This is a genomic window from Halobacterium sp. NMX12-1, from assembly GCF_040435975.1.
GTDB classification, from domain to species: domain Archaea; phylum Halobacteriota; class Halobacteria; order Halobacteriales; family Halobacteriaceae; genus Halobacterium; species Halobacterium hubeiense.
Window position 1 is genome coordinate 19,525 of record NZ_CP159205.1, and the last position, 12,567, is coordinate 32,091.

11 protein-coding genes are annotated in these 12,567 nt (G+C 55.9%); 6 read left to right on the forward strand and 5 right to left on the reverse strand.

Features of this window, described 5'->3' with window-relative positions; genetic code table 11:
* Nucleotides 1–29: 29 nt before the first annotated feature.
* From ABSL23_RS15700 to ABSL23_RS15710, 3 genes are all read left to right on the forward strand, one after another.
* The gene (locus ABSL23_RS15700; RefSeq protein WP_353635490.1) at nucleotides 30–1,337 is read left to right on the forward strand and encodes an acetamidase/formamidase family protein; all 1,308 of its coding nucleotides are present in this window, start codon (nucleotides 30–32) and stop codon (nucleotides 1,335–1,337) included.
* 696 nt (nucleotides 1,338–2,033) lie between these two features.
* Complete coding sequence (locus ABSL23_RS15705; RefSeq protein WP_353635491.1) at nucleotides 2,034–2,381, forward strand: hypothetical protein; 348 nt, start codon at nucleotides 2,034–2,036, stop codon at nucleotides 2,379–2,381.
* 390 nt (nucleotides 2,382–2,771) lie between these two features.
* Nucleotides 2,772–4,280, forward strand: a complete 1,509-nt coding sequence (locus ABSL23_RS15710) for a hypothetical protein (protein WP_353635492.1) — start codon at nucleotides 2,772–2,774, stop codon at nucleotides 4,278–4,280.
* 16 nt (nucleotides 4,281–4,296) lie between these two features.
* Here the strand turns inward: ABSL23_RS15710 and ABSL23_RS15715 are convergent, their stop codons facing one another.
* Nucleotides 4,297–5,361 carry an iron transporter gene (locus tag ABSL23_RS15715; protein ID WP_353635493.1) on the reverse strand — a complete coding sequence of 355 codons (1,065 nt, stop codon included), beginning with the start codon at nucleotides 5,359–5,361 and terminating at the stop codon, nucleotides 4,297–4,299.
* A gap of 186 nt (nucleotides 5,362–5,547) precedes the next feature.
* On the opposite strand from ABSL23_RS15715, the gene ABSL23_RS15720 reads away from it, so the two are divergent.
* Nucleotides 5,548–6,303 carry a glucose 1-dehydrogenase gene (locus tag ABSL23_RS15720; RefSeq protein ID WP_353635494.1) on the forward strand — a complete coding sequence of 252 codons (756 nt, stop codon included), beginning with the start codon at nucleotides 5,548–5,550 and terminating at the stop codon, nucleotides 6,301–6,303.
* Between the two features lie 97 nt (nucleotides 6,304–6,400).
* Here ABSL23_RS15720 and ABSL23_RS15725 read toward each other — a convergent pair whose 3' ends face one another.
* Nucleotides 6,401–7,153 carry an SDR family NAD(P)-dependent oxidoreductase gene (locus tag ABSL23_RS15725; RefSeq protein ID WP_353635495.1) on the reverse strand — a complete coding sequence of 251 codons (753 nt, stop codon included), beginning with the start codon at nucleotides 7,151–7,153 and terminating at the stop codon, nucleotides 6,401–6,403.
* Between the two features lie 180 nt (nucleotides 7,154–7,333).
* On the opposite strand from ABSL23_RS15725, the gene ABSL23_RS15730 reads away from it, so the two are divergent.
* Entirely contained in the window at nucleotides 7,334–8,395 is a 1,062-nt protein-coding gene (locus ABSL23_RS15730; RefSeq protein WP_353635496.1) for a phytoene/squalene synthase family protein, read from the forward strand.
* Between the two features lie 17 nt (nucleotides 8,396–8,412).
* On the opposite strand, the gene ABSL23_RS15735 is transcribed toward ABSL23_RS15730, so the two are convergent.
* On the reverse strand, nucleotides 8,413–9,021 hold the full coding sequence (locus tag ABSL23_RS15735) for a TetR/AcrR family transcriptional regulator (RefSeq protein WP_353635497.1): 609 nt from the start codon (nucleotides 9,019–9,021) through the stop codon (nucleotides 8,413–8,415).
* Nucleotides 9,022–9,229: 208 nt separating this feature from the next.
* Entirely contained in the window at nucleotides 9,230–9,454 is a 225-nt protein-coding gene (locus tag ABSL23_RS15740) for a hypothetical protein (RefSeq protein ID WP_353635498.1), read from the reverse strand.
* A gap of 303 nt (nucleotides 9,455–9,757) precedes the next feature.
* Between ABSL23_RS15740 and ABSL23_RS15745 the strand changes: the two genes are divergently transcribed.
* Nucleotides 9,758–10,591 (forward strand): hypothetical protein, encoded by an 834-nt coding sequence (locus tag ABSL23_RS15745; RefSeq protein ID WP_353635499.1) that lies wholly within the window; start codon nucleotides 9,758–9,760, stop codon nucleotides 10,589–10,591.
* Nucleotides 10,592–11,362: 771 nt separating this feature from the next.
* Here ABSL23_RS15745 and ABSL23_RS15750 read toward each other — a convergent pair.
* A complete protein-coding gene (locus tag ABSL23_RS15750; protein ID WP_353633369.1) occupies nucleotides 11,363–12,532 on the reverse strand; it encodes an ISH3-like element ISH27-3 family transposase in 1,170 nt (389 codons plus the stop codon).
* Between the last annotated feature and the right edge of the window lie 35 nt (nucleotides 12,533–12,567).

The following is a 12,567-nucleotide window of genomic DNA, read 5'->3' on the forward strand; positions in this document are numbered from 1 at the left end:
TGCTGACTCGGGTCGTAGTTTGGAATGGTATGTCACAGCAAGAAGTAGAGGAGGAGCTGTACGTCGATCAGTACACGCTCGGACTCGTCGGGCCGGATCAAGAGTGGGCCGGAACCGTCGCCGACGGAGGCACAATCACTACCTACACGCCACCGGGCTGCTGGGGGCCGATGATCACGCCCTCGTTCCGCGGGGGACACGAAGTTACGCGACCGATCCGCGTCGATGGCGCCGAAGTCGGCGACGCCGTCGCGATTCATATCCGCGACGTGGAGGTGACGAGTATGGCCACAAGCACAGGATCGATGGCCGAACGCGAGGGCGCGTTCAGTGACGACCCGTTCGTCGATCACCGCTGCCCAGAATGTGGCACTACCTGGCCGGACTCAATCGTCGAGGGAACCGGTGAGGACGCCATTCGCTGTGCGGAATGTGGCGCCAATGCGTCTTCGTTCGGCTTCGAGTACGGCTATACCGTCGCGTTCGACCACGAGAACGCGGTCGGGATCACCCTCGATAAGGACGGCGCTCACGAACTCGCGCTGAACGCCGAGGAGGTGATGGATATTCCGGAGAATGCTCGCCAGCACCCGATCCTCCTCTACGAACCGGACGGAATGCCCGGAACCCTCGGGCGACTCCGGCCATTCATCGGAAACATCGGGACGACACCGTCGGTCACCATGCCTGACTCCCACAATGCTGGTGACTTCGGCCAAAACCTGATTGGCGCCGACCACGACTACGGTGTCGAAACCGAGGAAGATTTGGAGAAACGCACCGACGGCCACATGGACATTCCCGAGGTTCGGGCGGGCGCGACGCTGATCTGTCCGGTCGACATCGACGGCGCAGGAATCTATGTTGGCGACCTCCACGCGAATCAAGGCGACGGCGAACTCTCGCTACACACGACCGACGTGAGCGGAACCGTCACGATGGACGTGGAAGTAATCAAGGACCTCGAACTCGACGGGCCGATCCTGCTGCCCAACGAGGAGGACCTCCCGTTCATTAGTCAGCCCTACAGCGACGATGAACGCGACGCTGGGCAGGAACTCGGCGCGGAACACGACGTCGACGTGAACACGGACATGGGGCCGATCCAGGTAGTTGGCTCGGGTGCAACCATCAACGACGCCACACAGAACGCGTTCGACCGGGCATCAGCACTGCTCAACATGAGCGAGGGAGAGATCCGTGCCCGATGCACGTTCACCGGTGGCGTCCAAATCGGGCGGCTTCCGGGCGTCGTCCAACTCGATATGCTTGTTCCGATGGATCTTCTCGAGGAACGTGGGCTCGACACCTTCGTCAGTGAACAGTACGGAATCTGATTCAGGAATTACCGAGTAAGTAGGCGTAGAATGGGATGTGTCGCCGTCCACGCCGAATATAGAAATCGTATTTGCGGAGACTGACAGCGGGAGAGATACAATTCTTCCGGCCGAATAGAATTCTGTTCACGGCGATAACAGCGCGGAATCCTACGGCTTTAGCCGGGGGAGGAAGCGCGTAAGTGTGGTGTCACGACACGGCTGCCTCAGGACGCAGTCTGTTCTAGTGTACGAAGGAGACGTGTCTCGACAACGTCGTTCGTGGCGGGGTTCTCGCGTTGATGCAGGGTTGACTCCTGTCTCACCGCGCAGCCAGGCCAGTCTTAACCAACACTTCCCGCTTCTTCCCCAGTAGTGTTGGTTAAGGTTGTAGTCCCTTGCTTCCACGTTGTGCTACTGGTTCGAGGATTAGGTGTCGCCGGGGAGAGCGATAGCTGACAGGCTCGATAAGCCTTCAACCAAACGCACGTGTGTATGCCAAGTGATTCCGACGACAATCCAACGTATATTTGCGTTTATTGTAGTCTTTATGGATGAACGTCCTTAAGACGAGATTGACGTCAGCCGGTGCGAGGAATATAGGAGTGGATCATGTACGCCCTGCTGCAGCACTCTCAATATAGGTGTTTGGCGGCGGATCGTACTCACGGAAGTACTCGCACAAAACATATACCCCCAATATCCTGATTCGTAACTATGAGCCGACGCCCTCCTGTGATTGTCGTGGCTGCAATTACTGCTGCAGCCCTCCTCGCAGGCTGCACCACTGCTCCAACAGCTGACCCATCAACATCTGCCCAAACGCAGACCTTCTCGGGAGTGGTATTGACGGTTGACGAAGTCGTTCGCGAGGACCGCGTCGCCAACGCATCGAATGCATCGAAAGCCAACTTTTCAGCATTAATCCCCGCCCGGCAGGCGGAGTTCCAAGAGGCATTAAACCACGAAGTATCCCATCCCGAGACATGGGATGCGGGGACAGAAATCGAGTATGTTCACTACAACGGGACGTGGTACACCATCCAGACACCCATCGTCAATTAAGACCTCTGCCGGAGAGAGCCGGCAAGAGCCCAGTCAAGCTTCCATCACTCCATTCCCGCTCAAGAACATCCCTCACAACTTGGACGCGGAACCAGAACCGTTTCAAACAGCGGTACGGTAGCACGATGTAAGCTATCCAGGGCATGTCCACTGTTCAATCAACCGTTCCATCTGGCGACTCACCAAACGTCTGCCAGTACTGTGGGGACCCATTCCCAACGGAAGCCCGGCTTAACCTCCACAAGGGGCTCGAGCACTGGTCAGACCTCACTGAAGCTGAACGTACCACGTTCCGCGATGCGCGAGCGAGCGAACGCGACGCTCTCGGCTCGCTCCGGTTGCGGGCACTAGCTGGCATCGTGGTAGTATACTTCGTCTTCCTGTTCCTCTATGCCATCTATGCCATCTAACACAGAGAACCGGGGGACAAGCGAACCCACGTCGGAAACATCGATCCAGGAAAACGCTAGCTCGACTACGGCACTGTTATTCAGCGTCCGCTTCGGCGTGCAAATCCTCGCCTGGACAGCGATCCTGGTTGTTCTCGTCGATAGTGTTGCGGCTGCGAATGGGATGACCCTCTCCAAGCAACCACGTGAGTCACTTGCTGTCCCTCAGTGGCTGTACCTCGCAACGGGCGGGGCGACTATTGGTGCGTCGGCACTCCTCGCGAGCTTCGTTACCGACCGCGCACTCATCTACTCGCTCCACTCTCGGTCTGTAACTCTCCCCAGTATGCCGGCTATCCGCCGGTGGACCGGTGTACTCGGTCGAACATTCAGTGTGCTCGCGCTCTGTCTCGTGGTGTACCTCGGCTACACTGGCCCACAGCTGCCATCGGCCAGTCTTACCATCCTTGTTACGTTCGTCGGTGTTCGTGCCGGCCTTCCAGTCGTCACGTACCTGATCGGCAACCCGTGGCCCGTTCTCAACCCCTGGCGCGCTCTTACGACAATTCTCCCAACCGGTTTCTACGAGTACCCGGACTCATTCAATCGATGGCCAGCCGTCGCTGGCATTCTGACGCTCGTCTGGATTGAGGTCGTGTTCCCCGTTAGTACTGTCCCATCTGTCCTTGCAACGGGGATTCTCGGGTACTCGTTGTATACTATCGCTGGCGCTGTGGTCTTCGATTCCGACGTCTGGTTCGAGCACGCGGACCCACTGTCGGTTCTCTTCCGGTTCTACGGCGCCGTCGCACCGATTCAGCGACGTGACGGGTCGGTTGTGATTACACTCCCTGGGAGCGAACTCGCGCAATCGGATGTCGTAACTGATTTGTCGGATATCGCGTTCATCATCGCGCTCATCTGGGAACTCACGTACAGCGGGTTCATCACAACGACAGCCGGCGCACAAGCGATCACCACAGTCGTCGAGTCACCGCTCGGGACAATGATCCCAGCGACGCCGCTCGCTATTCTAACCTATACTGGTCTCTTTGTGGGCGGCTACGTCGTCTTCCTCGGAGCGTACTGGTACGCTGGCGTTATTGCTCGCCGCCTCACGGACACCTACGTTACGAGTCGCTCGATTGCCTTACGGCTGGCCCCGCCACTTCTGGCGATCGCAGCTGGGTATCACCTTGCCCACTATGCTGGGTTGCTCGTCTCGTTGAGTCCCGCACTCACGATGGCCGTCGTGTCTCCGCTGTCACCGCCCGCGAATCCGCTCGTACTCGCGCCACCGAACTGGTTTACAGCCCTCAGTATCGTGTTCGTGCTTGCTGGTCACTTGCTCGCCATCTGGGAGGCACACACGTCCGCATACGATCTCTTCCCGAGCCGTCTCGTCGCGATTCGCAGCCAGTACCCGTTCGTTCTCGTGATGATTGGGTACACCGTCATCAGCCTCTGGCTGCTCTCCTTGCCGGGTGCCACGGCCCCCTATCTCGGCTAACTTTCGTTGGGCGCTATCAGACCGAGAATTGAATCGGGGGCATTTCCATGAATGCAGTTTCGTAGCCGTCGTGGCGAGATATCTGCGGCGGTGTCTCGATTCTGACCGTAATGGTGTCACCGTCTTTGATACGACCTGTTGGTGTTCCGTAGTAGTACCCGAGATCGGGGTCGAGTGTGCCATCGAGCCCGGTTTTCAGTACGGTTTCCCCATCGCGTTTGATGGTTGCCGAGAGGGACATTCCGGGGAGGAGAACGCGATTATAGGGGGTGCGCGGAGAGACAACGAGGTGTGGTCTGTCCGTCGAGAATCGCTGTTCGTCAGCGACGAGGGTTGCGTAGAAGAGGGCATCTCCGGCGGACGCTTTCCCGAGTAGCCGCCCGGGGAGCTGGTCTTTCGGTGGCGCGACCGGAGTAGGTACGCCGTCCATCTCCATCAAATCGACAGTGCCTCGGGAGCCTGCCTTCTCACCGAGGCGGCGAATAGGGAGGTCGTACGTCTTCGAGGGCTCAAACGTGAACTGGATCTGTTCGGTCCGCACCTCCGTAAACCGGCCTTGGAACGGCTTGGTCCGTGCCGTCTGAACGGGTGCAATTTCAACGGTTGCTTCGTACTCGCCGCTCCCGGGGAGTGCCACGTTATCCCCATAATGGAATCCCATATTTGGGGAGAGCATCGACCACAGATTCGTCGTTGAGACGCGACCCTCATCGTTCCGGATATCAATTGACACCGCGGTCGGAAGCACCGTTCCGGATTTGGCATCCCAAACGCTCGCCATCAAATGCAGCGAGTCGTTCGACGAGACGACGACTTTTGTTTTGTTCGTGCCGGTCACCGTCCAGAATCGGTGGGGGAACGAGTGCATCAGTGCGATGCCGATACCATCGACGGTCGTCGTTTCGTACACGCCCATTCCCTCAATGATAGCGGGGTAATAGACGCCGTTTGGTCGGTCTTCGACGAGTGGTGGGTCTCGCCACGCAGACTGTGTTTCGAACCCGAGCTGCTGGAGACATCCGGAGATCCCGGCCGTTCCCGCCAGTCCACTCGCCGTTTTCAGAAATTGGCGCCGATTCATATTTGAGCAGATGGCCAGCGTTTGAGTAGGTGTTCCGATTCCAAACTAGATGCAGCAAGTCGAACGCCACAAGTTTCCTGTAGTCAGTCTTTCTGCTCTGATGAGCCGGTACCAGCCTGTGGTCGTCAGTGATGACTGGGCGCTCCACAACCAATTTTTTATATATTGAATTATTAGTCAGTCGTTATGGCGCTACGCCACAACGGTAAAACCGCAATCGTAACCGGCGCTAGCTCAGGAATCGGCCGCGCAACCGCCAAACGCCTTGCTGCTGACGGCGCAAACGTGGTCGTCGCAGACATCGACGAAAACGGTGGCCAAGAAACAGTTCAACAGATCGAATCCAAGGGAGGAGAAGCAATCTTTGTTGAGGTAGACGTTACTGATGAATGGGATGTTGAAGCGATGGTTGAGACCGCCCGAGAGACGTATGGTGGACTCGACATCGCACACAACAATGCTGGCATCGAAGGAACTAACGACCCGTTGACCGAGCAGTCGCTTGAGGAGTGGCAGCAAGTCCTCGACATCAACTTGACCGGCGTGTGGCTGGCGATGAAACATGAACTTCCAGTACTTACGGAGGGCGACGGGGGCGCTATCGTTAACACGTCCTCGATTGCAGGGTTAGCAGCTGATGGAAGTGCACCCTATACTGCCAGTAAACACGGTGTCGTTGGGCTAACGAAAGCAGCTGCTGTTCGTTATGCAGACGAAGGTGTTCGCGTGAACGCGGTTTGCCCTGGTGTCGTTCGCACCCCAATGGTCGAACGTTCACTCGAAGAGCATCCGGATGCAGTCGAAGCGATGACTGACGATCAGCCGCTTGGTCGGATGGCCGAACCTGAAGAGATTGCAGAAACGGTCGCTTGGCTAGCGTCGGACGAGTCGTCGTTCGTCAACGGCCATGCACTCCCGGTCGAAGGCGGGAAACTCGCCTAAGTTCGCTCACTGTCGTAGGTGCTCTAAGCATCTACCGGCGGAGCAGGCCGAGTGCCTCGGGGCTTGACCCCGAGGCGGTTCACTGCTGGCGACGTGCTTACTTCTGGGTTTCGCCTCCGTCGACGGGGATTGATTGGCCGGTGATAAACGACGCTTCATCAGAGCAGAGCCAAACGATGACACTGGCTACTTCTTCGGGGGAAGCGGCTCGCTTCATGGGGACATCTTCGATAAGTGACTCACGTTCTGCTTCAGGCATCGACTCAAGCGCCGATGTCTCTACAATTGTCGGACAGACCGCATTGACGCGAATATTCTCGGTTGCAGTTTCTAACGCGGCTGACCGTGTGAGGCCGACGACGCCATGTTTGCTGGCTGCATACGGGGCTCGACCCGGGCTTCCGCGGATTCCAGCTTTCGAAGATACGTTGATGATTGACCCACCGTTGGAGTCGTACATCGCGGGGATTTCGTATTTCATCCCAGCCCAGACGCCAGTCTGGTTGATGTCGAGGACGCGATGCCACTCTTCTTCGTTGATCTCCGGGACTTGTCCGGGAGTGTTCCCGACTGCGGCGTTGTTGACGGCGTAGTCGAGACGGCCGTGTTCGTTGAGTGTGGCGTCAACGAGGGCGGCAATCGATTCAGTCTGACTAGTGTCGACCTCGGTGAAGGTTGCAGCTCCGTTTTCTTCGTTTTCGATTTGTCTGGCGGTTTCTTGGCCGGCTTTGGTGTCGATATCAGCGACGACAACTGTTGCTCCCTCGGTGGCGAAGCGTTTGGCGGTTGCGCGACCGATACCGGAACCTGCGCCGGTAACGAGTGCGACAGTGTTCTCGAAGTCGTACATCAACTACTTATGTTGAATTTTTGGTCAAGTGCTTTCTGGTATTGCGTTCTATACCCGGAAAGGGGTCACCACACAGATAATCTGTTGCCACTACAAAACGCTAAATATAAATATTAACTGTTTGTTCAAACCGGTGCGTGAGTAACCCGCCAATAGACAGACTCTAACTCAGAATACATAATGCAACACCACACAAGCCCATCCGAGTCCCCCCTCGCGTACTGCCATGACGCTGTCCAAGATGTATCACGTACATTCGCCCTCACAATCGACGCACTCGCCCCACCACTAGCTGACCAGGTCTGTGTTGGATACTTGCTCTGTAGGATACCAGACACAGTCGAGGACGCAACCCACATTCCACCGAGAGCACAACAAACGCTCCTACAGACGTATCGCGAAAGCCTTGACCCTGCGTCGCCGACATCAGTCGAGGCGTTTACGCGTCGCGCCACCCAGTGGATACCTGCCCAGCCTACTTCAGACTGGGAGCTCGTCGAGAACACGCCAACCGTGGTCGCCGCATTCGAACAGTTTTCACAGCGGACCCAAGAGGCGATGCGGTCCCCGATCTGCGAAATGACCACAGGTATGCTTCGGTTCGTCGATCGGTACACCAACGAACCGGGGATTCGAATCCAGACTCCCATTGAGCTACGCAGCTACTGTCACTATGTTGCCGGGACTGTCGGAGAACTAATCACGAACCTCCTTGCGAAACAGCCACTTACTCCCGCTCGCGAGACGGTCCTGCGAACGAACGCCGAACACTTTGGACGACTCCTTCAGCTAGTAAATATTGCTAAGGATGTCCGTGACGACTACGTAACCGAGAATAACGTCTACGTTCCACGTGAGTGGCTGGCAGCCGAGGAAGTCCCACATAACCACGTTATTGACCCGGATTACCGTTCGGGAGCCGTCTCAGCACTTTCACGAATACTGGATCAGGCACAGCAGCATCTTGACCCTGCCCAGACGTACATCGAGAAGATGCCATTGGCTGACGGAAATACTGTTGTTGCATGGGCCGTTCCATATCTGTTAGCGGTCGGAACACTTCGAGAACTCCGTGCAAATCCTGCGGCCGCATTTTCTGAAGAGGAAGTAAAGGTATCGCGTGAAGAGGTGCAAACGATTATGAATACAGTGTACGCTACTGACCGCCAGTGTCTCACCCTTCTACGAGAGAAGATCGCTGATAGCCCGCTCGACGCTGTTCCGCAGAACCTCCCGCCGTGAATTCCAAGACGATGTAGTTAGGAGTCCGCTGTTGAAATTCGGGCGATATGGGAATTGATCGCCTTTTTCAAGATTTCAATTGACTGGTCTGGGTCGTAGACTGTGAGACGGCGGGCACGAGTCCCAACAAGGAGGGAAAGCAGTGCCTCCGATTCGACTTCCACGTTGATGTCACTGAACTCGTTCGCTTCGATACCACGGCGGAGGATGTCCTCAAGGATCGCTTTGAGTTCTTCTTCGACCTCGAGGTATTGTTCACGGACAGCCTGATCATGGGGTGCATTCATTCGCAGTTCAAACATCGCCAGCATCAGTCGATAGGGTTCCTCGTTAATTGTTGTCGGGAGTAGGAGATTGATGAGCTCGTCTAGTTCATTACGAGGTGCAGTACCTTTCTCTGGGAGGTTTGCGAGAAATCCGCTGAGAATGTACTCGAGGAAATCGATTAGGAGATCATCTCGACCGTCGTAGTGGTAGTAGAGAAGAGATTTGCTGCGATCAAACTCATCAGCGATATGTTGAATAGTCAGGTCACTATAGCCGTGTTTTTTGACGGCGCTGTGGGTGGCCTCCATGATATCCCGTTTTCCGGGGTCCATGTCTTTGCCGTAGTTTTCGAGATTCATTGGATGTATTTGTTGTCTCAAATGGCCTGTTCCTTTTGATTCCTTCGCGAACTAGCGAGGGGATTGCTTTCTAGGTAAGCGAACGCACCACTAAAGGTGTGGCTTCCGTGCTGTTACCGCCACGAATACCGGTGATATTATACACTACGTATCAGTATTCCCATTCCATAATTTGGACGTATTTGAAGGATGCAGGCCTGGATAATCCTTAGATGCTCATCATATACGCGATCCAGAAGAAGACGGAGAAAGCTCCGATACCACCTATGAGGTAGGTGTATATTTTTCGTGTTTTGCCGTGAATCTTGTAACTGCTGTAGATTGAAACGAGGCCGGCAAGTGGGATGAGGATGACGGAGATGATTGCACTGATTGTGCCGAGTATGAGGTACTGCTGGGTGTTCGGTTGGTCTGTGATGGGTGTTTCTACCATTGCTCTCCATGATTTCCTAAATTTCTATTCAATATTTAAAGTAGCGGTTTTCTAGTGACTGAAAACCCTGTATAGAATGGTGGTTCAATTCCCTCATACCGGCATTCCTTTCTATAATGGCTTGAACGGCCGTCTATGGGAAACCACGTGCGATGGGACGTCCTCCATTGATTCCCGGAATACCGACCTAAGGGTCACTATAATCGCACTTGTGCTTTTGTCTTGCCAGTATTTGGAAATTCACAACACCCCTATATACGACGACTAGTAATGATTTACTCCCCCATCACGAAATCTAGTCTTATGCTTCAGCCCATCACGCTGACCACTGGAACACCGGAATCACGCCACCGTATTACCCGCCTCCAAGCCGCACATCAAGCAGTTGTCGAAGAGCGCGAACTGCTTTATGCGGAGGCAGATGCCTTCGGTGATTTCTGCGCGCGCCTTGACCAGATCTCTTGCGAACGCAACCCGAGTGGGTCAGCAACTCCAACAGCGACCACTCACGAGACGATCACCGGCCAGACCACCGCGGTCAACCAGCACGGTGACACGCCCATTCGCGATGCGTACGTTGAGACGGTGATGGACACGCCACACTACGACGACGAATACGGGGATTCCTTCTGGGAGAGTCTCGCCACGGAGTTCGGGAACGAATTCGCGACGCTCCTAAAGCAAGCCACAGTCATCACTCCCGAGTTAAAACAGCAAGTGTTGACCGCAGCACAACAGGCGAAAACACAACGAAAACGCCTCATCTCGGCACTCAACCAGGAAGCATCCAATCTTCAGGACGCGAACGCGGAGCTGCAGGCAATCGCTGAAGAGGTCAATGTCATCCAATCACGGCCATTCTACGACTGTCCAATCAACGAGCTACAGCAATTGCAGACTGACCTCGACGAGCTTTCGACACGCTGCCAGGACCTCGCGGACCGCCGCCAGAATGGTGAGTTGGAACCGCAATCAGCGAGCAGCCTCAAAACTAATATTCGGGTGCCCGACTACTGCTATGACTCGCTTTCTGTCACCTACCCGGTCCTTGACGTAGTCGCTACTCTCAGCTCCCGTATTGCAACAACCAATCAACGTCTCACCACCATCCTCAATGAACGCCCCAGTAGCCGCTAGGTTCCACTCGATTTAACCCAGCTCAGGGAATCCGACTTCGGTATTCAGTGTGGACGGCGGTACGATGCCGGCCCGGATCCCTCGTGATTGGGATTTCTGTTCGGGGTACAGGCTACTCGTCTTGCAGGGTGTTTGCAAGCTTCGAATAGTCTTTGCGAATCCATCGAACTCGCGTTTCTGACCGGCTTCGGCGGTGTCGAAGATCCTCTAAGAACCAGTCCGCGTCATCCCCGAGTGAGACGTATGAGAACCGTGTCGGGTCTAAGTCGTATTCGTCTCGATAGCAATCCGCGATTGTATAGTATGCGTGAGCGCGAACTACTGCAGTTTTCGCGGCTTCTAAATCCTCGGTGGTCTCTGATACCAACTCTTTGAGGTCCGCGAACAGCGATTGGATAGATTCTTTCTCCTCAGAGTCGGGTTCCAGACGGCCCTATTGAAGGCGACTCTTGGTGTCTTCGAGGAGGCTTTTCGTCTCTTGGCGGCTTTGCTCGATTCGCGAGAACGTCTCGCTTGCAGTCATGTAGGCAGTAAACGCGTTGAGGTACGTGTGTTCTGTGTGGAGACGGATAGCAGTCTTGAACGAACTCCATTCTCAGTACCTCACAAAGCGTCCTCAGTTGAGTCAGTCTGAGGTCTGATTTCTGTTGCGGAGTGCAGTGACCGACCGCGATCTCCTCACAGATCGACGGGAAGCTGTCGCTGTCGGCGGCGCTTAGCCGCCGACGCGACAGCGTCGCCACTCAGTGCCGGGGCTGTCCCGGTCAGTGGTTAGCGGTGGAATCGGTCGTCAGGTGGTCGGTTCGCGGGGACGGCCCGACGCACCGCAAGGGCCGTCCACGCAGCCCGTCGAACCATATTCACGAACTCCTTGTACGGCCACCACCAGAGGCGACGCCCGCCTCGGCGCGGCGTCGCCACGTATTCGTAGTGGAGATACCGCCAAACATTCTGTAGCAGCAGACTCACTACGACGTACAGCAGTCTCACCGTCGCGTCTCGTGTCGTTGTCGTCGCTATCGCTTGCTCGGACAAGCGATAGCTCGATTCGATACCGAAGCGTTTGCTGTAGTGGTATCGCGCTTCGCGTGGCGTCTCGATGAACGGCGCGTCAGCGGCGTAGCCGTGACGCGCTACACCGTTCTCGTCATATCGTCCGTTCAGGTACGTACAGTCGATGTAGACGGGAAACTCGACGGTCCAGCTGTGACCGTCGAGTTTCCCTGTCAGGTTGTGTTGAATAATGCGACTCCATCCTTCCGAGAGTTCCTGCTGAATCGCCTCACCCCACTGAATGATTGGGACCACGTAGGCGTAGTTGTGCGCCTGAAGCAGCGTGAGACACTTGCTGTCGTAGAATCCGCGATCAAGGTAGACGGCCTTGACCTCGGTGTCAAGGCCGTCGAGTACACCAAGGAACTCAGCGAGGACGCTGCTGGCGGTGTCGCCGTCTTCGAGACGGCGCACCGCCAGCGTGTAGCGTTTGTTCTTCACACGCGCGTAGAGTGTGGCGTAGGCGTGGAACGAAGTGGTTCCACGCTTCGCTTCCGAGTGGTAGAGAGCGTCTGTGTCGTCTTCATCACCGTAGTAGGGTCGCAGGTGGAGGTCTGCGCAGACCTCCACCTGCTCGGGGAGCAGTTCGACGATGTCTCGTCGAAGAAGCGTGTTAGCGACTCGTTCGAGCCGTTCGGGCTCGAACTTCGTCCGTAGATGATAGAGAACTGTGTTCGCCGATGGCGAGTCTTCACTGGAGTTGCACAGCGTCGAGATCGAGGTCCCGTCGGCGGTCGCGCCGACGAGGACCTCGTAGATGTCCTCTGCACCGATTTCAGCGTTGTTGGCGAGATTCAGAGAAACTTCCTCGTCAAGGCAGTTGACGAGGAAGTTAAGGAGCTGGTCCTCGTGGATTTCATTGTCCGCTTGCTTTGCTTGCTTGGACACAACTCAGCAAGCGGACTCCTTCAACTTGCGAGCTT

Coding starts and splice junctions, on each gene's coding strand:
- ABSL23_RS15700 (WP_353635490.1), top strand. CDS start 30: ATGTCACAGCAAGAAGTAGAGGAGGAGCTGTACGTCGATCAGTACACG.
- ABSL23_RS15705 (WP_353635491.1), top strand. CDS start 2,034: ATGAGCCGACGCCCTCCTGTGATTGTCGTGGCTGCAATTACTGCTGCA.
- ABSL23_RS15710 (WP_353635492.1), top strand. CDS start 2,772: ATGCCATCTATGCCATCTAACACAGAGAACCGGGGGACAAGCGAACCC.
- ABSL23_RS15715 (WP_353635493.1), bottom strand. CDS start 5,361: ATGAATCGGCGCCAATTTCTGAAAACGGCGAGTGGACTGGCGGGAACG.
- ABSL23_RS15720 (WP_353635494.1), top strand. CDS start 5,548: ATGGCGCTACGCCACAACGGTAAAACCGCAATCGTAACCGGCGCTAGC.
- ABSL23_RS15725 (WP_353635495.1), bottom strand. CDS start 7,153: ATGTACGACTTCGAGAACACTGTCGCACTCGTTACCGGCGCAGGTTCC.
- ABSL23_RS15730 (WP_353635496.1), top strand. CDS start 7,334: ATGCAACACCACACAAGCCCATCCGAGTCCCCCCTCGCGTACTGCCAT.
- ABSL23_RS15735 (WP_353635497.1), bottom strand. CDS start 9,021: ATGAATCTCGAAAACTACGGCAAAGACATGGACCCCGGAAAACGGGAT.
- ABSL23_RS15740 (WP_353635498.1), bottom strand. CDS start 9,454: ATGGTAGAAACACCCATCACAGACCAACCGAACACCCAGCAGTACCTC.
- ABSL23_RS15745 (WP_353635499.1), top strand. CDS start 9,758: ATGCTTCAGCCCATCACGCTGACCACTGGAACACCGGAATCACGCCAC.